We start from the raw sequence: 21064 nt of genomic DNA, 5'->3' as shown, positions 1-21064 counted from the left end.
AGTAACGAAGGACACAGCATGAAGCCTGAAATATCGCTAGAAGGTAAGAATACACAAACATGTGGGGTGGATGTACTTGTAGAATCACTGAAGTACTCATCCAAATGGCTTGAGCAGCATAGAGAGCGTATAAACCGTCTGAATGTCTTCCCAGTTCCCGATGGAGATACTGGAGATAACATGCTCATGACTATGCTCGGGGCAGTAAGAGCCATCGAAGAGCAATCTCCTACTACCATGGCAGCATTAGCGGATGCCCTTGAAGAGGGGGCTCTGATGGCCTCACGTGGTAACTCTGGGGTAATACTTTCCCAAATGATAGCTGGGTTTGCCTCTGTTATAAGAGGATCTGACAGTTTAGATGTAAGAATATTGGCAGAAGCCTTCAAGGTGGCTTCAGAATATGGATTCAGAGCACATTCCGAGCCTGTGGAAGGCACCATCATGACCGTTGCGCGAGATATCGCCAAATCTGCACTCCAAGCCGCAAGAAATACGAATAGTATTATAGATTTTCTCTCCATCATGATTGGGGACGCCAGGGAAAGTGTTAAAGCTACTCAGTACATGCTACCTAAGCTTCAGCAGGCTGGGGTTGTTGATGCTGGAGGTGAGGGGTTAGTAGTCATACTTGAGGGGGCATTGCGATATCTCAAGGGGGAGTCACTAGAGATAAACGAAGATAGCTTCGATGGGGCCGATTTCGCGTCTGTAGATCTCGAGGAAGAGGATATTTATGGGTACTGCACGAACTTCGTGCTTCGTGGACATAACATAGACGTTGAAGAGTTTCGTAGCAAGATGCAGTCTATGGGGACATCTGTGCTTGTAGTGGGCACTCCTGCGATCGTCAAAGTGCATGTACACACGGAACAACCAGGTGAGGTTCTTTCTTATGCTTTGAAGTTTGGCACACTCCATCAGATAAAGCTTGATAATATGGGAGATCAATATGAGCAGAACGTACTGCACACCAAGGCTCAGCCTAGTTCCGAGATCACTACTGGGTTAGTGATTGTGGCTGCCGGCCAAGGTTTCACACGTATGCTCCAGAGGGAGGATGGTGTAATTGTTGTGCAAGGGGGGCAGACCATGAACCCCAGCACTGGAGAGATCATCAAAGCTGTGAGGGAGTGTCCAGCAGAGGCTGTTATAATTCTCCCTAATAATCCCAACATAATTATGTCAGCTGAGCGGGCAGCAGGGTCTGTAGGGAAGAGAGTAGAGGTTGTGCCTACTAGATCAATGGCTGATGGGATTGTGGCTTCTATGGCTTATAATCCATCCTTGCGAATAGAAGAGAATCTAGAAAATATAAGATCTGCTATCAGAAACGTAAGATCGATAGAGGTTACTAGAGCTGTGCGGGATGCTCAAGTCGAAGATATACCGGTGCGGGAAGGGGATTATATCGGCTTGCTTGATGGGCAAATAGTCGCGGCTGGAGCAGAATTACCTGATGTAATGAGGCATATTCTGGAGGCTATAGATCTTGATGAGTATGAGCTACTTACCATGTATAGAGGACATGATCTTTCACAACGGGATGCAGAGAGTTTGTCTGAATTCTTGAGGGAGACATTTCCAGATCTAGATGTGGAAGTCTACGATGGGGGTCAGCCACATTATCAAATAATTGCTTCTTTAGAGTGAGGTCAGAAATTGAGCCAGGTTAGGGTGGTAGTGGATAGCACATCAGATATACCTCGTGATCTAGCTTCTTCTTTGGGTATAGCGATAGTGCCTCTTAGAGTGATTTTTGGAGACCAGACCTATCTGGATGGTGTAGATATTGATGTCGATGAGTTTTATAAGAAGCTTGTTTCGTCCAATGTTCTTCCACGTACTAGCCAGCCTCCTATCGAAGACTTTAGAAGAGTGTTCAAATCCTTGTCCGGGGATGCATCGGGTATCCTATGTATAACTATTTCAAGTAAGGTAAGTGGTACATACAATTCGGCTAAGATAGCTGCTAATCAGGTGGAAGAGGTTCCCATAAAGGTTATAGATAGTAAAACTGTATCAATGGCGTTTGGTTTTGCAGCTATCGCTGCCGCTGAGGCTGCTAAAGAAGGAGCTTCCTTAGAGGAGGTTGAAAGAGTAGCTCTCGATACTCTTTCTCGTACCGACCTACTAGCCTTTGTTGATACTTTGGAGTACCTTCAGAAGGGAGGTAGGATAGGCAAGGCTGCTAGCCTTTTAGGGACTTTTCTACAGGTAAAGCCCCTGATCACGCTACGCGACGGAGAGGTTGTTCCCGTTACCCGTACGCGTACTAGATCTAAGGCGGTATCAGCCTTGGTGGATTGGGCACACAAGTACAAGCCTCCAGAACGTATCGCCGTTATATGGAGTACTAACGAGAATGAGCTAAATACCCTCCTTGAAGGTTTGAGCGATCTATCTCCTGACCGAGAAGTAATCATTACCAAGTACGGCCCAGTGATCGGTGTGCATGCAGGACCTGGTGCCATGGGGGTGATCGTGGTTAGTAGGTCAAATGAAGACTGAGGAGCTAGCAGCAAAACTAAAGAATATTCTTCTACTGGAGCAGCGCCGAGGCTACAACAACAAAGCCGTAGTCGGTGGTGTAGAAGCTTTTATTCAGAAGGCAGTTCTCCCTCAGGCTTCTGATAATGACCCACAGTCTAAACATATTCTTAGGGCATCTGAGAAGCTATTAGGGTATTCAACTTGTACACCAGAAGAGCGCTCAATCAGAGTAAAGGAAGCGCTGGATCTACTGGATGGTAAGGCTCCTTCTGCGTTCCCACTTCCCAATATAAGACAAGCTCCGTCAAGAAGTGTCCCCGATCTCGATAAGCCGATATCATCGATGCCTGGAGTTGGTCAAAGAAGAGCGGCTTTATTTGGCAGGTTGGGAATTCATCTTATAAGAGATGCACTCGAGTATTATCCACGTGAGTACCATGATAGATCCAACCTTCGAAAGATAGCAGAATTGCAATTTGGAAACACGGAGACCTTTATAGCAAAGGTTAAGGATGTTTCTGTTCGCAAGCTATCGAACAACCTTAATCTCTTAACTGCCCGACTTCAGGATGAGACAGGTTTTATCGACGCGACGTGGTTCTCACGGGGTTTCGTGAGGCGTGACCTTGAACCTGGGATGGAGATAATTGTTACAGGCAAGGTTGGTCAGTTTCTTGGGAAGCTAAAGGTTGAGTCTCCAGAGTATGAGCATTTGGACAAGAGTCTGCTCCACTCAGGCAGAATAGTGCCTATTTACAGATCCACAGAAGGGTTAAACAACAAGTTACTTCGAAGTGTGATCCACGACATCGTTGCCTATCACTCTGCGCGCATAGAAGATCATATGCCTCAACATCTTATTGATGGGCTCTCGTTACTGGATCTTGGAGACGCACTTTACCAAATACATTTCCCCGATTCCTGGGATCATCTCGAGGCCGCACGCAGAAGGCTTGCGTTTGATGAATTCTTGGAGATACAGCTTGGTGCCTTGATGAAACAAGCAGTTAGGCGTAGATCTAAGGGGGCTATTGCCCTCGATGTTCACAAGCCACAGATAGGAGAATTCATAACTAATCTACCATTCAGACTTACTGGAGCGCAGGAACGAGTCATACAGGAGATCATGCATGATCTTGAGTCAGATGTACCTATGAACAGGTTACTCCAGGGCGATGTTGGGTCAGGGAAGACAGTGGTGGCCGCTTCGGCCCTGATAACTGCTTTTGCTAATGGTTATCAGGGGGCTATCATGGCGCCTACCGAGATACTAGCTGAGCAGCATTATAAGGGTATATCTAGACTCGTCTCGGTTCTAGGAGAGGTTGCTCCTAAGGTTTCCTTGCTTACCGGTAGTGTCAAGGGCAAGGAAAGAGATGATCTATATCAAGCTGTTGAACAGGGTGAGATCGATATCCTTATAGGAACTCATGCTCTGATACAAGAAGGGGTGAGGTTTAACAACCTCGCAGTATGTGTAGTCGATGAACAACATAGATTTGGAGTCGAGCAAAGAGCGGCTTTGAGAGCCAAGGGCGTGAACCCCCACCTGTTGGTAATGACAGCTACCCCCATACCTAGAAGTCTTGCCCTCACCATATACGGAGACCTGGATCTCTCTGTATTGGATGAGATGCCTCCGGGAAGACAACCAATACAGACTTTTGCTCTAACTCCTGAGCAGCGAAGCTGGGCTTATAACTTCCTCAGGGAAGAGGTGGAGCGAGGAAGGCAAGCATACATAATATGTCCGCTAGTCGAGGAATCAGAGAAAATAGAAGCTAAGGCCGCAATTGAAGAATATGAGCGCTTGCAGAAATATGTTTTCCCCAATCTTCGTCTTGGTTTGCTGCATGGGAGAATGAAGTCTAGGGAAAAGGATGAGGTGATGGAGAGGTTTCGCCTTGGCGAGTTGCAGGTGCTGGTTTCGACCGCAGTTGTCGAGGTTGGGATAGACGTGCCCAATGCCACAGTCATGCTGATAGAGGGAGCAGACAGATTTGGACTTGCTCAATTGCATCAGTTCAGAGGCAGGGTTGGGAGAGGTACCGAGAAGTCTTACTGCTTGCTGCTATCAGATTCACCCTCTGAGGATGCTCGGAAGAGACTCGAGATAGTTCAAGAATGTAGCGATGGTTTTGTGTTAGCTGAGGAGGACCTGAAGATGAGAGGTCCTGGTGAGTTCTACGGTATAAGGCAATCAGGGCAGATAAACCTGAAGGTAGCTAAGTTGTCAGATTTCGGTCTCTTGGAGGAAACCCGAAGAATAGCTGCTGAGCTTCTGGAAGATGATCCTGATCTTAGTCATTACCCTAAACTGAGGAGTAGAGTTGTAGAGAGAATGAAGACCCTTTCAGAGGCCAATTGATGCGTGTTACAGGTGGAGAGTTAAGGGGAGTAACTCTAAAGTCTCCACGTAGCCTTAGTACCAGACCAATGACCGACCGCCTTAGGTTGGCTCTCTTTAGCATTATTGCTCCTATGGAGCAGCCCAGGGGCAGAGTGCTAGATCTATATGCAGGCACAGGAGCGCTTGGAATAGAAGCTCTTTCAAGAGGAGCCAACTTTGTAGATTTCGTAGATCAAAACTCTTCAGCTTGTGCCGTTATAAGAGCTAATTTGGAACAAACTAAACTAGTAAATAGAGCCAAAGTACACAAGCGGTCTGTCAAATCCTTCTTGGCTTCATATGATGGGGAGCCGTTCGATCTTATATTTATGGATCCGCCATATGCTGACGCCGATATTGAAGAGGTGTTATCATTTATATCTCGTAAAGGTGTACTGGCGACTGACGGTTTGCTTGTGCTAGGGCACACCTCAAGGCGGAACTTTGCTGAAAGAATAGGTGCATTGGAGCTACTGATAAAAAGATGCCATGGTGATTCGTGCCTTAGCATCTATAAAGTAGCGGAAAGAGATCATAGTACGGACTAATCTGATAGTTGTACTTTAGAGGCTTATCCTGGTATTGGGTAACCTCTGTGCTTAATAGCTATGAACAGGGTAGAATTGCCGGTATCGGAGTTGAAGGCAATGCGGTAGCCCTATCGGAGGGATGTGGACTGTGGATATATACGCATTACTAGATCAACTAGAGCAACTGGCTAATAGCTCTAAGAAAATGCGTTTCACCAACAAGATACTAATTGACGAGGATGAGTTACTCGAGTTAGTAGATCAGTTACGTACTGCTATTCCCGATGAGGTTAGACAATGCAAGCGTATGCTGGCGGAACGTGAGAGAATCATATCCACTGCTCAAGCTGAAGCTGAGAGGTTGAGGGAAGAGGCAGAGAAAGAAGTCGGCAGAATAATAAATGATCAACAATTGGTTGAGCAGGCTAGAAGCCAAGCTGAGAAAATAATCAGCGACGCTGAAGAAAGGGCTAGAGCTATAACCGAAGGCGCAGATGAATATGCCCGTGATGTCCTTAGAAGTCTGGAAAATATGTTGTCATCGCAGCTGAACACTGTGAGAAATGGCTTAGCTCAGCTGGAGTCTAGAGAGGGAACAAAAGCCTAATTTCAATGGTTATAAACTTTGGTTAGCTAGATATTCATTAGGGATATAAACTCTTATTGCTACATGGGATGACTGCGATGAACGCTCATAATTATGATCTAGAATTCAACGTATCAGGATTACTTAAGCAAACTACTGGAGCTTCTCGCACCTATCATTTCGAGACTCCTGACCTGCAATTGTACGAAGAGTCCGTAGCTCACCAGATAGTAGGTGATGCTGGAGCTCTACGTATCAAGACAGGTATACTCGTTCAAGGTACTGTAACGGCAAATGTTGAGATGGAGTGCTCACGTTGCCTGGTACCTTTCGTTGGTAAGATAGAAGCCTCCTTTGAGGAAGAGTTCCGGCCAACTGTGGATGTAATTAGTGGTGTGTCGATGCACGAGATTAGAGAGGGTGAGTACGAAGGCGATTATTCGTGGCTTACTCATAATCATATGATGAACCTTACTGAAGTCATCAGACAAGCTATCATAGTCAATATGCCTTATAATCCTATATGTAGCCCTGACTGTGCAGGCCTTTGTCCGGAATGTGGCGCGGATCTCAACGTAGAACATTGTGGCCATATGACGGCAAAACTTGACAACCGCCTGTCAGTTTTGGCATCTCTACTTGAGCAACTAAAAGACTAATGAGAAAAGGAGTGTGTTGAGAGGTGGGTGCATTACCCAAGCAGAGAGTATCTAAGGGCAGACAAGGGCGCAGAAGAGCTCATCATATGCTAAAGAGCATCTCATTGACTTCCTGCCCTCGTTGTGGAAGCCCCGTTAAGACTCATCACGTATGTCCCAACTGCGGCACTTATAGGGGCATAGCGGTAATCGACGTTGAAAACTCGCGCCGTTAGCGGCATCTTTACGGCCTAAGTCGACATTCTAATTTCTGGAGATACTTAATGTGTAGGCATGCTGCTATAACAGGCTGGGGCTTCTGCGTGCCAGAAAAGGTCCTCACTAATTACGACCTTGAGAAGATGGTCGATACTAGCGATGAGTGGATAAGGACTCGTACTGGCATAGTTGAGCGCAGGATAGCCAACAGTGATCAGACTACTTCAAGCATGGGGGTAATAGCTGCACAAAGAGCCTTGGATAAGGCTCATCTTGCAGCAATAGATCTGGACCTCATACTATGTGCCACCTGTACTCCAGATCATCTAATCCCCGCCACAGCATGCCTAATACAGCATGAATTAGGGGCTGTAAACGCGGCTGCCTTCGACATCAATGCGGCTTGCTCGGGATTCGTCTACGCATTGGTGACAGCCTCTCAGTTCATAATGTCAGGCACATATGATAGAGTGTTGATAGTTGCCGCCGAGACTCTGAGTAGGTTCGTCAATTGGCAGGATCGTAACACTTGTATCCTGTTTGGCGATGGTGCTGGTGCTGTGCTGCTCGAGGCGACCGATCAGGAGGGTGGTCTAGTAAGCTCAGTTTTAGGCGCTCAAGGAGATGTGGGAAGGCTTCTTACTATAGAAGGTGGAGGATCGGCTAAGCCAGCTAATCCCGATACTCTTGCCAATGGCGAGCATTGTATCAGGATGAAGGGGAACGAGGTATTCAAATTCGCGGTCAGATCAATGGGGCAGACTGCGAAGCAAGCCATAGATAAGGCAGGTCTAACTCCAGAAGATATACGGAAGGTCATCCCGCATCAAGCTAACATAAGGATCATTAAGGCAACCCAGGAAGCTCTGGGTATACCTTGGGAAAAGGTGTTTGTAAATGTCGATAGATATGGCAATACTTCGGCAGCATCTGTTCCTATAGCTTTATGTGAGTTCCTCGAGACAGAAGAGGTATCCCCAGGAGATAATCTGTTATTCGTAGCCTTCGGGGGTGGTCTTACTTGGGGAGCTGCAGTGGTTAGATGGATAGATGTAGAATCTCACATATCTGAGAGGGTTGAAGGCCCGTATGCAATCTAATCATTCGATATGTGCTTTCCTCTTTCCCGGCCAGGGATCTCAATATGTAGGTATGGGATTAGATCTATATGAGGCATATCCTGAGGTTCGTCGCATTTGGCAGGAAGCAGACGATATCTTGGGATTTAGTCTGCGATCACTTGCCTTCGAGGGGCCGGCCGATCGATTAACGCAGACGGAGAATGCCCAGCCTGCTATCCTCGTCAGCAGCTATGTAATGTACAAGATCCTGTCTGACCTTAATCTGATTGAAAATCCAAGTTTCCTAGCTGGGCATAGTCTAGGCGAGTACAGCGCGCTTCTCATTGCAGGTAGCCTAACTTTTACGGATGCGGTTAGGCTTGTGCGTACAAGAGGCGAGATCATGGCTCGTTACGGTCGCATTACTGCTGGCAAGATGGCTGCAGTTATTGCTATGGACGAGGATAAACTTTCTGAGATATCCAAGGAATATGGTGTTGATGTAGCCAACTACAATAGCCCTGATCAATTGGTGATATCAGGCCCCGCAGAGGCTATTGATAAGCTTGTAGAGATTCTGCCTTCATTGGGTGCTCGAAGGGTAATTCCCCTTCCAGTGAGCGGTGCGTTTCACTCCTACCTTATGAAACCTGCTGCGGAAGAGTTTGCCCCTCATATAGACTCTGTTGATCTCAGTGCTCCTCAGGTACCTGTAGTGGCCAATTCCACGGCCGAGTTATTGCTGACTGCAGAGGATGTTCGTTCCGAGCTCAAGAGGCAACTCTCCTCTCCAGTGGTATGGCACAAGTCTATCACCAAGATTTGGGAAAATGGTGTTCGTAAATTCGTGGAGATCGGCCCAGGAAAAGTATTGACTGGACTTAATCGGAAGATTATACGTGAAGCCGAAGCTATAGCTTCGGAGGATCTAATAAAATCGGTTCTGGGGAATGGATAGACATGTTTAAGAAGATCCTGATAGCTAACAGGGGTGAGATAGCAGTACGTGTAGTCAGGGCATGTCGAGAATTAGGTATAAGGTCTGTAGTTGCTTACTCTGAAGCAGATAGAGATTCCCTGGCCGTACGACTTGCTGACGAGTCGGTCTGTGTTGGTCCTGCGCCCAGCTCCAAATCTTATCTAAATATCCCATCTATTGTTAGTGCAGCGTTGATTACTGGTTGTGATGCTATACATCCGGGATATGGTTTCCTATCAGAGAATACATATCTTTGTGAGATATGCGAGCGTATAGGTATCACCTTTATAGGGCCGCCTAGACACGCCATCGAGCAGATGAGCGACAAGGCAATGGCTCGCCAGGCTATGAAAGAGGCAGGGGTACCGATAATTCCTGGAACGGAAGAACCTGTTTCCAATCTCGAAAGAGCAGCTCGGATTGCGAGAGATATAGGTTATCCAGTACTTCTCAAAGCGGTGGCTGGAGGTGGAGGCCGGGGCATGAGGGTTGTGCATACTCCCGAAGAACTCGCCTCAACCTTCGAAATAGCTAGCAGTGAAGCCGACGCTGCTTTCAAGGATGGGCGCCTATATATCGAGAAATACCTTGATAGACCTCGGCATGTAGAGGTGCAAATAATTGCTGATAAATACGGGAAAGTGCTTCATCTTGGCGAGAGAGACTGTTCAGTTCAGCGCCGCCATCAAAAACTCATAGAGGAGTCTCCGGCTCCCAACCTGTCTAATCGCACTAGAGAAGCTATACATAAGGCGGCTATCAGGGGCGCTAAGCACATTCGCTTCCATAATGTTGGTACATTTGAGTTCCTAGTTGACCAGCAAGAGAAGTTTTATTTCATTGAGGTAAACACCCGCATACAGGTAGAGCACCCAGTTACCGAGATGGTAACTGGTATAGATCTGGTTAAATGGCAGATAAGGCTGGCCGCTGGGGAGCCGCTTAGCTTTGATCAAAAAGATGTTGAGTTTCGAGGTCATTGTATCGAGTCTAGAATAGTGGCTGAGGATCCTTACAAAGATTTTGCCCCTCAAGCCGGTGTAATAGATTTGTATATACCTCCTGGGGGACCGGGGATAAGGGTGGATTCTCATCTTTATTGCGGCTATAGAGTCCCGACCTACTATGACTCCCTACTGGCTAAGGTTCTTGCTTGGGGAGATGACCGGGATGAAGCTATTGCCCGCATGCTAAGGGCTCTGGACGAGTTCGTGATAACTGGTGTCCAGACCAGTATAGAATTTCACAGAGAGGCGATAGATCGTACGGATTTCAGGGAGGGAAACGTGCATACTAAATTCGTTGAAGAGATGTTTAGTAATAAGGTCCCTTCCGAGAGATAACTGAGGGAATGGATTCTCGAAGAGAAGAGTTTATACAACAACGACACCAAGCCAGAGCACTTGCCATGCAAGTGCTATATGAAGCTGAGACTACACGTAAGCAGCCCTACGAGATTCTCCAGCGCAGACGAACCGAAGAAAACATACCTGAGCAAGTACATGCTTATGCCTCAGATTTGGCTATAGGCGTATGGCAGAATCGTAGAGAATACGATAGCCTGATTACCAGATTTACCCCTACGTGGACTATAGATCAGATGGCAAAAGTTGACAGGAACATATTACGTATAGCTGTGCACGAGATGCTCAGGAGGAATGATGTCCCTATAGCTGCAGCTATCAATGAAGCTGTTGAGCTTGCTAAAGAGTATGGGGCAGAGGCATCACCTAAATTCGTCAATGGAGTTCTAGGAGCTATAGCTGATGCTATAGAATCTTCAAGCGGAGGGATTGCACCTGTGAGAGAATGACATTATTATTCGTGATAAGTAGTTTTTATCTAAAATCAAAGTCTTCAAATCAAAATCATGGAGGGATGTCGTGCAAGAGGAAACCTACGCAAAGCTAAAGGCAATGGTCGCAGATAGGCTTCATGTACCCGAGGATCAAATTACACCAGAAGCCTCCTTTGTAGAGGACCTAAATGCTGATTCTCTTGAAGTCGTTGAGCTTGTTATGGCGCTGGAAGATGAATTCGGGATCAGCATACCTGATGAGGATGCCGAGAAGATTGTAACTGTCCAGGATGCTCTTAATTACATCGAGCAGCATGCTGGCAGTAAGTCATAGGAAAGGTCTATGATACTTGGAGCGCCATAGCTCTAACCTGTTGGGGCTATGGCGCTCCAAATTTTTGGTGTAAACTCATAGTATGAAGACAGACCAGGACATGTACATCCCAGACAATCAGGGTGAAGAGGAAGAATACGAAGGGCCTGAAATGACCCTAACCGAGCATCTGGCTGAGCTCCGGTCGAGGTTGATTAGGGCTGGCTTGGGTGTAGTTGTGGGTATGGCTATTAGCTTCCTCTTTGTCCAGCATATAGTACAAGCCTTACTAGAGTTAATTAAGCCTCATACTCCACTGGCTACTGGCATTACGGAAAAGTTCACCACCTACATGAAGGTAGCCTTCATTGGTGGGATAGCTATCGCTATGCCGCTGATAGTGTATCAACTTATTGCCTTTATTAGCCCTGGTCTGACTAAGAGAGAACGAAGGTTTGTATTGCGTGCTCTACCTTTCGTTACGCTGCTGTTTGTTACAGGCGTTATATTTGGCTATTTTATAGTGCTACCTACGGCCCTGCGCTTCTTGTTAGGATTTGGTTCAGAAGATATCGCTACTATGCCTCGCTTTGCAGACTATATAGGCTTCGTGAGTAACTTGTTGTTATGGGTCGGGCTTAGCTTTGAAACCCCTGTAATAGTTTATGTGCTTATCAAAGCCAATATAGTTTCCGTTCAGAGGCTTACCAAATTAAGAAAATACGCTTTCGTAGTAATTTTGATTGCAGCTGCCATAATCACCCCTACTCCTGATCCTATGAATATGATGATAGTAGCTACTCCCATGTACCTGCTTTATGAACTCGGTATACTTATGGGAAGGATCTGGTAAGTCTGGCTTAGACCATAGGTTTTTCAGGCTTTACGTTTATACTTTTCTCATTCCTATAGGTAACTTGCCCTGGCCCTGCACCCTTTATTTTACGAACGTACCTCACAGGGCAATATACCACCTCAACTGAGCTAGAATTCCTTGCGCTGCTGTAGTAGGCAGCGGTTTTAGCGGCGATCTCAATTGTAGATTTATCTAGATTATGGGTACTGCTTCTTACAATCACATGTGAGCCTGGTAGGTTCCTGGCGTGAAACCACCAATCATCCGGTTTGGCTTGCTCGAGAAGGTGATTGTTTTGGTCTGATGATCTACCCACCATAATCTTTACACCAGGAAGAGGAGAGAAGCTCATTATCTTAGAAATGCTTGGGGGTTTCTTGCTCTGTTTGCTTTCCGCTCGATGCCCACTGAGAATCCCCGACCTCTCTAGCTCCTTTCGTAGCTGAGAAGCTTCAGCATCTGTTTCTGACATTTGAGCGAATGCCAAGGCCTCCTCCAGTGTAGAAACCTCCATTTTTGCTTGTTCGATTAACTTAGGTATTTCTTGGAGAGCTCTTTTTCGCCTTTTATATTCCTCAAATCTCTTTTGAGCGTTTTCCGAAGGAGAAAGCATTGGATCTAATTTGATCACTTGGTTTCCAACAACAAGTTCTGTCTGTCCTGGCTGTATCTCATAGAGATGCGACAATATAGCTTCTCCCTCTTCCCTTAGCTTCTCCATAGAGGCTAAATTTGATTCTTGTTCTTGTAGGGAGCGAACCTTCTGCCCAGCTCTAGCCAACAGTTCCTGTAGATCATCTATTAGTTTTGTCTTAGCTACTCCAGTGGATTCCTTTCTAGCTGGGGCCTGCTGATAGGCATTAATCGCTTCACTCATACTGCTTAGTACACGTATCTCGGCCTTCTCAGCAAGATGGAACATGCGATATGGAGCATATGTGAGGACTTTGTCGTTGCTTACAGCTATGCAAGGCTCCCAGTTGCGGGTCCTCCATAGTGATACCATGTCCTGTACCACTTGGATTACTGCGTGAATATCCTTAATCTGGCTGACTTTGACTTCCACATCGCCTGTGCTTCGATAAGCTATTTCTTTACCTAGTAGTGGACTGATCCCTACTACCTTTGCAACCAACAATTGCCAAAGAGGAGCTTCGTCTTCGGCTGATTTGAATATGTCTTCTAGCTTGTCTCCGGTTAGGTCGTTTGGATGGATGCCAGCTCTTGCTGGAGGAGGGATGTAAGGGTACTTAGGTAGTACGACCCTGACCTTGCTCATATCTGAGGTCACCCTCTTAAGGCTTTCCACTATAGTCGTGCGGTTCTCATCTAACATTATTAGATTGCTATGTCGTCCCATCAGCTCAGCATAAAGCCAGTGCTTAGAGTTGAGTTCGGGAGATCTTTTCGCTATACTCAATCCAATAACTCTTTCTGCGGCGGGCTGGAAGATTTCTTCTATACGTGCCCCTAGGGCATGTTTTCTCAATAAAAGGGCTATAGGGGTGACGAGCAGTGGGTTATGGGGAGGTTTTTCAGGGAGCAACGTTATCCTAGGATGAGAGGCTTCTATGCTGATAAATAGGTAGAGTCTTTCCCTGTGGTTATAAACTTCGAAAGCTAAGCTTCCCTCGTTTGGGATATAAAGCTTTTGTATAAAGCCTCCGATGATCGTCTCTTCCAGTTCGTCACTTATAGCTGCTGTTGTTAGAGCATCAAAATACATAAGGTTTACTCCATATTCTCTTGTGTTATCTACATTCAGGAGGGTATTTGAATTGGATTCTAACCTCCCATGTAACAAACCACTTTTGGTAGTGCTATCTGGCCCATCCGGGGTGGGCAAAGATACTGTCCTGCAGAAGATGCGGGAAATGCAGATCCCTATGCATTATGCCATTACTGCTACTACCAGGCCCAAAAGGCCTGGAGAGATAGATGGTTATCATTATTACTTTTTATCCGTAGAGGAGTTCAAGAAGAAGATAGAACAGGGAGAATTTCTAGAGTACGCCAACGTATATGGTAACTGGTATGGATCTCCCAAGTCGCCGGTTATCAGGGCGCTGAAAGAAGGCAGGGACGTACTTCTTAAGCTTGATGTCCAGGGTGCACGTTCTGTACGCAAGGATTTTCCTGAAGCTTTACTGCTATTTCTAGCACCGCCAAGTATAGAGTGGCTGAAATACCATCTAAGAGCTAGGAAAACAGAGACCCCGGAGAAGCTACGTGCCAGGGAGGAGGCAGCTCTAGAGGAATTGAAAGCTGCAGATGAATTCGACTATGTGGTGTTAAATCGTGATAATGATGTTGAGTCGGTAGTACGGGAAATAGTGGAGATAATCAACAAGGAGAAATCGTCTCGTTGCTTAGGAAGACCGCAGGAATCCAGCGTCAGCCGGTAGGATTTACTGAGAGCATATATCCTATGCCAGGGTGATTAATTATCTCGATGGTAGGGTCTTGCGCGCACAGCTTCTGTCTTATTTGCCTAATATAGACTCTTAGCTTCTCCGAATTGCCATTATAGTCCTCACCCCACACAGTGGATATGATATCTGCGTGAGGGACTATCCTATCAGCGTGCAACATCAGTTTTTGGAGTATCTTACACTCTGTAGGAGACAAATTGATATCCCTACCCTTAACGGTCACTTTATGGCTTTGGGTATTGAGGGTAATACTACCTACTGTTATACGTGCACATTGTGAGTCCCAGGATACGAGACCGTACCTTCTCAACACCGCCTTGATCCTGGGAACCAGCTGTGATCTAATCTTATCTGCAGGCAGGACGTCATCAGCTCCGGTCTCTAAGAGGGTTACTCTGATCTCGGGGTCATCGCTATCTATGATGGCAATAATAGGAAAAGATGCCCCCAGTTCTTTACAGTAGCTAAGTAAGTGTTGATATTGCTCATTCTTTGAAGTGACAACTATCAATCCTTTATCAGGAAAACAATTCTCTAAGGGATACAGGCTATCTAATACCTCAGGTCTAATTCCATACTTGCTTAGTGCCTGTACACAACTATCTCTTATCGGTGATTTTGGTCCTAGGATCACGATCGGAGTTATCTTGAGCACAGCGGAAGTTTAGCCCGCTGATATTATATTGTCAACCCATGCACCTTGGACAATCTCGTTGATGCCTTGGTAGAATGCTCAGCAATGAATTGGGTCAAGCTCTCCCGGTTAGTGGCTATATTTTTATTTGCTTTTGCTGCAGCTTGTTCCGAGCTGCAGGTATCTGTGCCTCCTAATTCTACTCCTGTGGTAGTGATTTCCGTCTCCACTCCTGAAGGTGCGGGGGCAACGCCCACCCCGCTTCGGATCGCCACTAAAAAATACGTCGTTAAATCCGGTGAGACTCTTACAGAGATAGCTAGCCGCTATGGACTAACCGTAGAGGAGCTAGCTGCCTTAAATGGCATAGACAACCCTAATACCATAAGGGCTGGTCAAGTTATTAAGGTGCCGGTAAGACCTCTAAATAGATGAAACAAAGACCCGGAGATTGACCGGGTCTTTGTTTCATCTTGATAGACAATGATTAACAGGCTATTCCTCTTCCTGTTCTTCTTCCTCGGCTTCTTCGGCTACCTCTTCAGGCTCCAGCTGCACTGGTACTATCTTCACTACCATTTCCTCTGGGTCTGATGTTATCTTGTAGTTTCCAGAGGGTTTAATGTCGGCCACATATATGGTCTGATCTATTTCTGCTAGATCCTCTACATTTACCTCTATTTCATGAGGTATATCCGCAGGTTTTGCCCTAACGGTAAGTGTCTCCAAACCTCTCTGTATAACTCCAATGTTATTGCGTACGGCAGCTGGTTCACCAACTAATAGTATCGGTACCTCGGTCTCGATCTCCTCCTCCAAGTTGACAGCATGGAAGTCAGCGTGGAGGATGTTAAGCTTGACTGGGTGGATCTGTACATCCTGGATGAATACTTTTACGGTCTTTGAGTCATCAATTTGCAGATCAATTAGTGAAGTCCTGCCTGCTCTCTTGAGGGTGTGTTCAAACTCCCTAGCATTGACCTGGACTGGAGTTGGATCTACTCCGTATCCATAGACTATAGCAGGCACCAAGCCTTGCTTGCGAAGTGTATTCAAGCTGCGACCTACAAGCTCTCTCTTAGAGGCCTTTATAGTAAGATTCTCCTGAGTCATATTTCTCCTCTTTGGAGCTTAATTTTATCTGTCTTCCAAACTCATGCATTTTAGCAGAACATTACTAAGTATCTCAAATTGAGATAAGTATCCTTGCTGTGACATAAAACTGTTGGTTATAATCACTGCTGTTCGAGAATTATAATCTTAAATTCGGAGGGTTGAATTGGTTAGAATAAGGCTTCGCCGTATGGGTGCAAAAAAGAAGCCATTTTATAGAATAGTTGTTGCTGATGCCAGATCACCACGTGATGGTAGGTTCATAGAGTCTATTGGCTACTACAACCCGCTTACCGAACCTACGACCATCGTGATTGACGAAGAGAAAGCCAAGCTTTGGTTATCTAGAGGTGCTCAACCTACCGTCATCGTGAAGAAGCTGATGCGTCGCCAGGGTATTCTACCTTCTAGGGAATCTTCTGATTCAGAACAATCAGAGCAACAGGCAGGTGAATAGCTAGAGTGATAGAGGAGCTTGTAGAGTATGTAGCCAAGTCTTTGGCTGATAATCCTGATATGGTTCAGGTCACTAAAACTTCTAAGCCCAGGGGAGTAACTTATACACTCTTCCTGGATCCTAATGACATGGGTAGGGTAATAGGTCGCAACGGTAGGGTTGCTAAGGCTATACGCACTCTTGTATCCATTGCTGCTACCCGCGAGGGTATAAAGGCAGAGTTAGAAATACGTGAGTCTGGCAAGGCTTAGGAGACGTCCACATCCACCTGATAACTACGTGATAGTTGGCCGAATCCTCTCACCCCATGGAGTGAGGGGAGAAGTTAAAGTTGAACCTATAACTGACAATCCTGAGAGATTCAAACAGCTTAGACAGGTGTATGTTGGAGACGCGCTGCACAAGGTGGTATCAGTACGTGTGCTGCCTAAGTTTGTGCTTGTCCGATTCGAGGGTATGGAATCACCCGAACAGGCTAAAGCTCTCTCTGGTATGTACCTGTATATTCCGAAAGAACAGGTCATGCCCTTGCCAGAAGATACCTTTTATCATTTTGATCTCCAAGGTATGGAAGTGGTTTCTACATCAGGAGAGCCCCTGGGTACGTTACGCGAGATTTTGGTCCGAGAGGCTAATGATGTATTTGTTGTGGATAATCCAAGGGGAGAGATTCTCATACCGGCCATTAAGGACGTAGTGAAGGATGTGGACCTTGAGAATAGACGTCTAGTAGTAGAATTGATTCCAGGGTTGTTGCCTTGGGAGAGCTAATTATGAATCTGAATCAGTTGCGTGTCTTGGTTGCACTTATCAATCGAGGTTCTTATACTGCAGCTGCTGAGCAACTGCATTTGAGCCAGCCTGCCGTTAGCCAACAGATCAAGGCCCTTGAGACTGCCTGCGGTGTACCAGTGGTGGAGCGGGTGGACGGAAAGATTGTGCCCACCTATGCAGGGGAAGTGCTCTATCGTTACGCTCAATCTATGCTCCATATAGAGGAAGAAGCGCAGCATGCACTTGCCGGTATAAAGGCAGGTGTCAAGGGTAGGTTCGTTGTAGGAGCTAATACTACCGGCGGCATGTATATAACCCCACCCTTAATAGCAGCGTATCGCAAGGATCACCCAGAAACTGAGATCATATTTCGTATCGAAGGGACTGAGAACCTGTTGGCAGCTCTTGCCAATAGGTTGCTTGATCTGGCCATAGTTGGGGGACCAATAACTGATAAAAAGCTCAAAGCTGAACCCATACTTCCAGACCGCGTGGTACTTATAACCTCTCCTCACCACCCGCTTTCTAGTAGACAGCAGATAAGAGCGCAGGATCTTGCAAATGAACGCTTTATAATAGCTCGTTATGGTTCCACTACTCGGAGGCTTATTGAGAGCCGTCTCAGGCACAAAGGGGTCAATCTGCGTATAGCGATGGAAATGGCTGGTACAGAGGACATCAAGAAGGCCGTTGAAGCTGGACTTGGTGTGGCTATGGTGAGTCAGTGGAGCGTACTCAGAGAGGTGGCAGCTGGGCACCTAAGGCAGATAGAAATAGTTGATCTTGATATTAGACGAGATTACGTCATGGTGACTAATCCAGCTCGTTACTATACGCCAGCGGCAGAAGATTTTATGGATTTTGTCCGCCAATACGCGCCTCAGCTTAAGCCATCAAACATCCTCAAATCTACTCCTGTGACTGTTCCCTAGTTCTTGTACCTTTGGTTTAGGTGACAGGTAAGTTGCTTTACCTGAATCCTAGATGCCCTCTCCTCATAGATGTGTAGCTGTTACGGCCTACGACTATGTGATCAAGCACTTCTATGTCCAGCAGCTTACCTGCCTCGATTAGTGATTCAGTTGTCCTTACGTCCTCGAAGCTGGGAGTTGGATCTCCTGATGGATGGTTGTGAGTTAGAATAATACTCGCAGCGTTGTTGCGTACCGCAGGTTTAAACACGTCTGCTGGTCTTATTAGCGCCGAATTCAAGCCTCCTTTGTAGACCTCGGTTATAGCTAATATTTGATTCTTGGTATTTAGTTGCACTACTCTCAGATGTTCCTGTTCAAGATGCCCCATCTCTAACATGAGCAGGTCTGCTATGTCTTCTGGCGAAGTTATTCTTCTTCTCTGCTCGGGCATTTCCCTTAGATAACGCCTTCCCAGCTCTAATGCTGCCTTGATCTGACAGGCCTTAGCTTCCCCTACTCCCCGCTGAGAAGCTAGAGAGTTAAAGTCAATCGAAGCTAGCCCGGTGATGCCCTGGTTCTGAGCTAGTAGCCTCCTGGCAAGGTCGATGACGTTTTCTCCCTTTATTCCCACCCTGAGTATTATGGCTAAAAGTTCAGCATCACTGAGATAGGACGGTCCTAGAGCCTTTAGTCTTTCTCTAGGTCTATCAGTCTCCGGGGTTTCCTTAAGGGTGAAACTAGTGTAACTATCTGTGCTCATGCTGCGTTGAGGATAACAGAGATTCTTCCAACCTATCAAGGGGTAAGTCATACCCTCATTGAGTGACAATTTTTGACGTTATTTTGGGCCATAACACTATGCTACAATTGCCGCGGATTGATTTATTGAATTTACTCTGATTATTACTTTTGCTTATAACTAATATTAGTACTACAACTATGAGAACGATGATGGGAGTAATATGAGGTCTCCTATAAACGCACTATTCGGATTATTCAGTAGAGATCTTGGCATAGATCTAGGAACTGCAAATACTTTGGTTCACGTAAGAGGTAGAGGGATAGTGATTTCCGAGCCCTCTGTGGTAGCTATAGATAAAAAGACACGAGAGGTGCTTGCTGTAGGGGCTGAAGCCAAGGCAATGGTAGGCAAGACGCCAGCAAATATAGTTGCTGTACGACCGCTCAAGGATGGTGTCATCGCTGATATTGATATCGTAGAGAAGATGCTCAGGTACTTCATTGAAAGGGTACACAATGGCAGCATCTATCCATCAAGACCAAGAGTAGTGATCGGGATACCTAGTGGTGTCACGGAAGTTGAGAAGAGGGCAGCTAAAGATGCCGCCATCGCTGCTGGTGCTAGAGAGGCCTATACAATCGAGGAACCTATGGCTGCTGGAATTGGTGCCGGCCTTCCTGTAAACGAGCCCACTGGTAGCATGGTGGTGGACATAGGTGGAGGAACTACTGAGATAGCCGTCATCTCGTTGGGAGGGATTGTCATCAACCACTCTATAAGAGTGGGCGGAGATGAGATCGATGAAGCTATCATACAGTTTGCCCGTCATGAGTGTAATCTTCTAATTGGTGAGAGAATGGCTGAGGCTGCCAAGATTGTTGCTGGTTCAGCTTATCCTTTGGAGGAAGAGCGTAGGGTTACTCTTAGAGGCAGAGATATACTTACTGGTCTACCAAAGGCCGTGGAGGTTTCTAGTATAGATCTTAGGGAAGCTATAAAGGGCCCAGTGGATGAGATTGTTGAGCTTGTCAAGTTAGCGGTCGAGGAGACACCTCCAGAGCTCATAGCTGACATTATGGAGCATGGGATAACTTTGGCTGGTGGAGGAGCCCTACTTCTCGGGCTCGATAAGAGGATAGCCGCTGAGACACAGATGCCTGTACGTATAGCTGACGATCCACTTACATGTGTAGCCCGAGGAACTGGTAAGGTAGTTGAAAGCTTGATGGAATACCAAAATGCTTTAAGGGCTGGTCAGCAGATGCGTCGTGCCGCTGTCTCTCAGTAAAAGAGAGGGGGTAGTATGACTGATGCTCGCAAGGGTGTAACAGCGCTTGCCTTGCTTGCTATAGTTGGTCTGACTCTGATTTTGGCCAGTGGCCCTAGACTTACTTCCCCTATTATAGATCTTGCTGATACGATCATAGTCCCTGTTCAAAGGGCTGTATCCTCTGTTGGCTATTTTGTAGATGACTTTAGTACCTCTATCATCTCTGCTGGAAGGCTCGAACAGGAGAACAGAAGGCTACAGCAGGAGATACTGCGGCTCCAAGCCGAGAATGCTAAGCTGCAGGGCCTTCAGAAGGAAAACGAGGAGCTGAAGCAACAACTTGGATTTGCTCGAGCTAGGACAGATCTAAAGATGCTAAATGCCATGGTCATAGCTCGTGATCCAACGGCTATGCATCAATATCTTGTTATTGACAAGGGCTCTGCCGATGGTGTACGAGTGGGGCAAGCTGTTGTGCACCCTGGAGGAGCTCTTGTTGGTCAGATCATGAATGTAGAACAGCATCGATCTCAAGTGCTTTTGATCACGGATATAGATAGTTCTGTAAGCGCTGAGATAGCTAGAACCCAAGCTGATGGCGTTCTAGAGGGTAGGTGGCAGAGAGGAGGACTATTGGAGCTAAGGTATATCGAAGTTGGTAAGATGCCTGATGGTCAGCCGAGAGTAAAGGCGGGTGATTGGGTAGTTACGGGGCATCTAGGGGGGATAGTTCCTAGTGGCCTTTTGATAGGGCAGGTAAAGTCAGTCAAAAGCTCTGACTCAGGGTTAGAGCAAGTAGCGGAAGTTATACCTGCGGTAGACGTGCGATCGGTTGATCGCGTGCTCGTAGTGGTCAATACGTAACC

25 protein-coding genes are annotated in these 21064 nt (G+C 46.4%); 21 read left to right on the top strand and 4 right to left on the bottom strand.

Annotated features, from left to right (window positions below):
* Positions 1 to 18: 18 nt before the first annotated feature.
* The 13 genes from N2245_RS02705 (at position 19) to tatC (ending at position 11859) form a co-directional block, all read left to right on the top strand.
* Entirely contained in the window at positions 19 to 1653 is a 1635-nt protein-coding gene (locus N2245_RS02705) for a DAK2 domain-containing protein (protein WP_494535188.1), read from the top strand.
* A gap of 9 nt (positions 1654 to 1662) precedes the next feature.
* Positions 1663 to 2511, top strand: a complete 849-nt coding sequence (locus tag N2245_RS02700) for a DegV family protein (RefSeq protein WP_494535187.1) — start codon at positions 1663 to 1665, stop codon at positions 2509 to 2511.
* Positions 2501 to 4861, top strand: a complete 2361-nt coding sequence (gene recG / locus N2245_RS02695) for an ATP-dependent DNA helicase RecG (RefSeq protein ID WP_494535186.1) — start codon at positions 2501 to 2503, stop codon at positions 4859 to 4861. Before N2245_RS02700 ends, recG begins: the two co-directional genes overlap by 11 nt.
* Positions 4861 to 5430 carry a 16S rRNA (guanine(966)-N(2))-methyltransferase RsmD gene (rsmD, locus tag N2245_RS02690; protein WP_494535185.1) on the top strand — a complete coding sequence of 190 codons (570 nt, stop codon included), beginning with the start codon at positions 4861 to 4863 and terminating at the stop codon, positions 5428 to 5430. Before recG ends, rsmD begins: the two co-directional genes overlap by 1 nt.
* 121 nt (positions 5431 to 5551) lie before the next feature.
* Positions 5552 to 6019, top strand: coding sequence for a hypothetical protein (locus tag N2245_RS02685; RefSeq protein ID WP_494535184.1), 468 nt, complete (start codon positions 5552 to 5554; stop codon positions 6017 to 6019).
* A gap of 77 nt (positions 6020 to 6096) precedes the next feature.
* The gene (locus N2245_RS02680) at positions 6097 to 6657 is read left to right on the top strand and encodes a YceD family protein (protein ID WP_494535183.1); all 561 of its coding nucleotides are present in this window, start codon (positions 6097 to 6099) and stop codon (positions 6655 to 6657) included.
* Positions 6658 to 6680: 23 nt separating this feature from the next.
* Positions 6681 to 6872 (top strand): 50S ribosomal protein L32, encoded by a 192-nt coding sequence (gene rpmF / locus N2245_RS02675; protein ID WP_494535182.1) that lies wholly within the window; start codon positions 6681 to 6683, stop codon positions 6870 to 6872.
* Positions 6873 to 6920: 48 nt separating this feature from the next.
* Positions 6921 to 7955, top strand: a complete 1035-nt coding sequence (locus tag N2245_RS02670) for a beta-ketoacyl-ACP synthase III (protein WP_494535181.1) — start codon at positions 6921 to 6923, stop codon at positions 7953 to 7955.
* A complete protein-coding gene (gene fabD, locus N2245_RS02665) occupies positions 7945 to 8874 on the top strand; it encodes an ACP S-malonyltransferase (protein ID WP_494535180.1) in 930 nt (309 codons plus the stop codon). The genes N2245_RS02670 and fabD overlap by 11 nt, the downstream gene beginning before the upstream one ends.
* Before the next feature lie 2 nt (positions 8875 to 8876).
* Positions 8877 to 10238 carry an acetyl-CoA carboxylase biotin carboxylase subunit gene (accC, locus tag N2245_RS02660; protein WP_494535179.1) on the top strand — a complete coding sequence of 454 codons (1362 nt, stop codon included), beginning with the start codon at positions 8877 to 8879 and terminating at the stop codon, positions 10236 to 10238.
* Between the two features lie 8 nt (positions 10239 to 10246).
* On the top strand, positions 10247 to 10708 hold the full coding sequence (gene nusB, locus N2245_RS02655; RefSeq protein ID WP_494535178.1) for a transcription antitermination factor NusB: 462 nt from the start codon (positions 10247 to 10249) through the stop codon (positions 10706 to 10708).
* Positions 10709 to 10778: 70 nt separating this feature from the next.
* Complete coding sequence (acpP, locus tag N2245_RS02650; protein WP_494535177.1) at positions 10779 to 11027, top strand: acyl carrier protein; 249 nt, start codon at positions 10779 to 10781, stop codon at positions 11025 to 11027.
* An 82-nt stretch (positions 11028 to 11109) separates the two neighbouring features.
* Positions 11110 to 11859 (top strand): twin-arginine translocase subunit TatC, encoded by a 750-nt coding sequence (tatC, locus tag N2245_RS02645; RefSeq protein ID WP_494535176.1) that lies wholly within the window; start codon positions 11110 to 11112, stop codon positions 11857 to 11859.
* A 7-nt stretch (positions 11860 to 11866) separates the two neighbouring features.
* On the opposite strand, the gene N2245_RS02640 is transcribed toward tatC, so the two are convergent.
* On the bottom strand, positions 11867 to 13588 hold the full coding sequence (locus N2245_RS02640) for an Rqc2 family fibronectin-binding protein (protein WP_494535175.1): 1722 nt from the start codon (positions 13586 to 13588) through the stop codon (positions 11867 to 11869).
* A 52-nt stretch (positions 13589 to 13640) separates the two neighbouring features.
* On the opposite strand from N2245_RS02640, the gene gmk reads away from it, so the two are divergent.
* Entirely contained in the window at positions 13641 to 14267 is a 627-nt protein-coding gene (gmk, locus tag N2245_RS02635; protein ID WP_494535174.1) for a guanylate kinase, read from the top strand.
* On the opposite strand, the gene N2245_RS02630 is transcribed toward gmk, so the two are convergent.
* Positions 14257 to 14949, bottom strand: coding sequence for a response regulator transcription factor (locus tag N2245_RS02630; RefSeq protein ID WP_494535173.1), 693 nt, complete (start codon positions 14947 to 14949; stop codon positions 14257 to 14259). The two genes, gmk and N2245_RS02630, sit on opposite strands and share 11 nt — an antisense overlap.
* Positions 14950 to 15033: 84 nt before the next feature.
* Here N2245_RS02630 and N2245_RS02625 point away from each other — a divergent pair, with 84 nt between their 5' ends.
* Positions 15034 to 15363 (top strand): LysM peptidoglycan-binding domain-containing protein, encoded by a 330-nt coding sequence (locus N2245_RS02625; RefSeq protein ID WP_494535172.1) that lies wholly within the window; start codon positions 15034 to 15036, stop codon positions 15361 to 15363.
* Between the two features lie 60 nt (positions 15364 to 15423).
* Here N2245_RS02625 and N2245_RS02620 read toward each other — a convergent pair whose 3' ends face one another.
* The gene (locus tag N2245_RS02620; RefSeq protein WP_494535171.1) at positions 15424 to 16041 is read right to left on the bottom strand and encodes a 50S ribosomal protein L25/general stress protein Ctc; all 618 of its coding nucleotides are present in this window, start codon (positions 16039 to 16041) and stop codon (positions 15424 to 15426) included.
* Between the two features lie 166 nt (positions 16042 to 16207).
* On the opposite strand from N2245_RS02620, the gene rpsP reads away from it, so the two are divergent.
* From rpsP to N2245_RS02600, 4 genes are read left to right on the top strand one after another with little or no spacing between them, the layout of a single operon-like run.
* Positions 16208 to 16498, top strand: coding sequence for a 30S ribosomal protein S16 (gene rpsP / locus N2245_RS02615; protein ID WP_494535170.1), 291 nt, complete (start codon positions 16208 to 16210; stop codon positions 16496 to 16498).
* 5 nt (positions 16499 to 16503) lie between these two features.
* Positions 16504 to 16749 (top strand): KH domain-containing protein, encoded by a 246-nt coding sequence (locus N2245_RS02610; protein ID WP_494535169.1) that lies wholly within the window; start codon positions 16504 to 16506, stop codon positions 16747 to 16749.
* Entirely contained in the window at positions 16730 to 17269 is a 540-nt protein-coding gene (rimM, locus tag N2245_RS02605; protein ID WP_494535168.1) for a ribosome maturation factor RimM, read from the top strand. Before N2245_RS02610 ends, rimM begins: the two co-directional genes overlap by 20 nt.
* A gap of 2 nt (positions 17270 to 17271) precedes the next feature.
* Positions 17272 to 18204, top strand: coding sequence for a LysR substrate-binding domain-containing protein (locus tag N2245_RS02600; RefSeq protein ID WP_494535167.1), 933 nt, complete (start codon positions 17272 to 17274; stop codon positions 18202 to 18204).
* A 37-nt stretch (positions 18205 to 18241) separates the two neighbouring features.
* Here the strand turns inward: N2245_RS02600 and radC are convergent, their stop codons facing one another.
* Positions 18242 to 18946, bottom strand: coding sequence for a RadC family protein (gene radC / locus N2245_RS02595; RefSeq protein ID WP_494535166.1), 705 nt, complete (start codon positions 18944 to 18946; stop codon positions 18242 to 18244).
* A 202-nt stretch (positions 18947 to 19148) separates the two neighbouring features.
* On the opposite strand from radC, the gene N2245_RS02590 reads away from it, so the two are divergent.
* Both N2245_RS02590 and mreC read left to right on the top strand, forming a co-directional pair.
* Positions 19149 to 20216, top strand: coding sequence for a rod shape-determining protein (locus N2245_RS02590; RefSeq protein ID WP_494535165.1), 1068 nt, complete (start codon positions 19149 to 19151; stop codon positions 20214 to 20216).
* A 15-nt stretch (positions 20217 to 20231) separates the two neighbouring features.
* Positions 20232 to 21062 carry a rod shape-determining protein MreC gene (gene mreC / locus N2245_RS02585; protein ID WP_494535164.1) on the top strand — a complete coding sequence of 277 codons (831 nt, stop codon included), beginning with the start codon at positions 20232 to 20234 and terminating at the stop codon, positions 21060 to 21062.
* The last annotated feature ends 2 nt before the right edge of the window (positions 21063 to 21064 follow it).

The sequence above is a fragment of the Thermobaculum sp. T2p genome (assembly GCF_059335935.1).
This window is presented reverse-complemented; position numbering and strand designations above follow the sequence as displayed.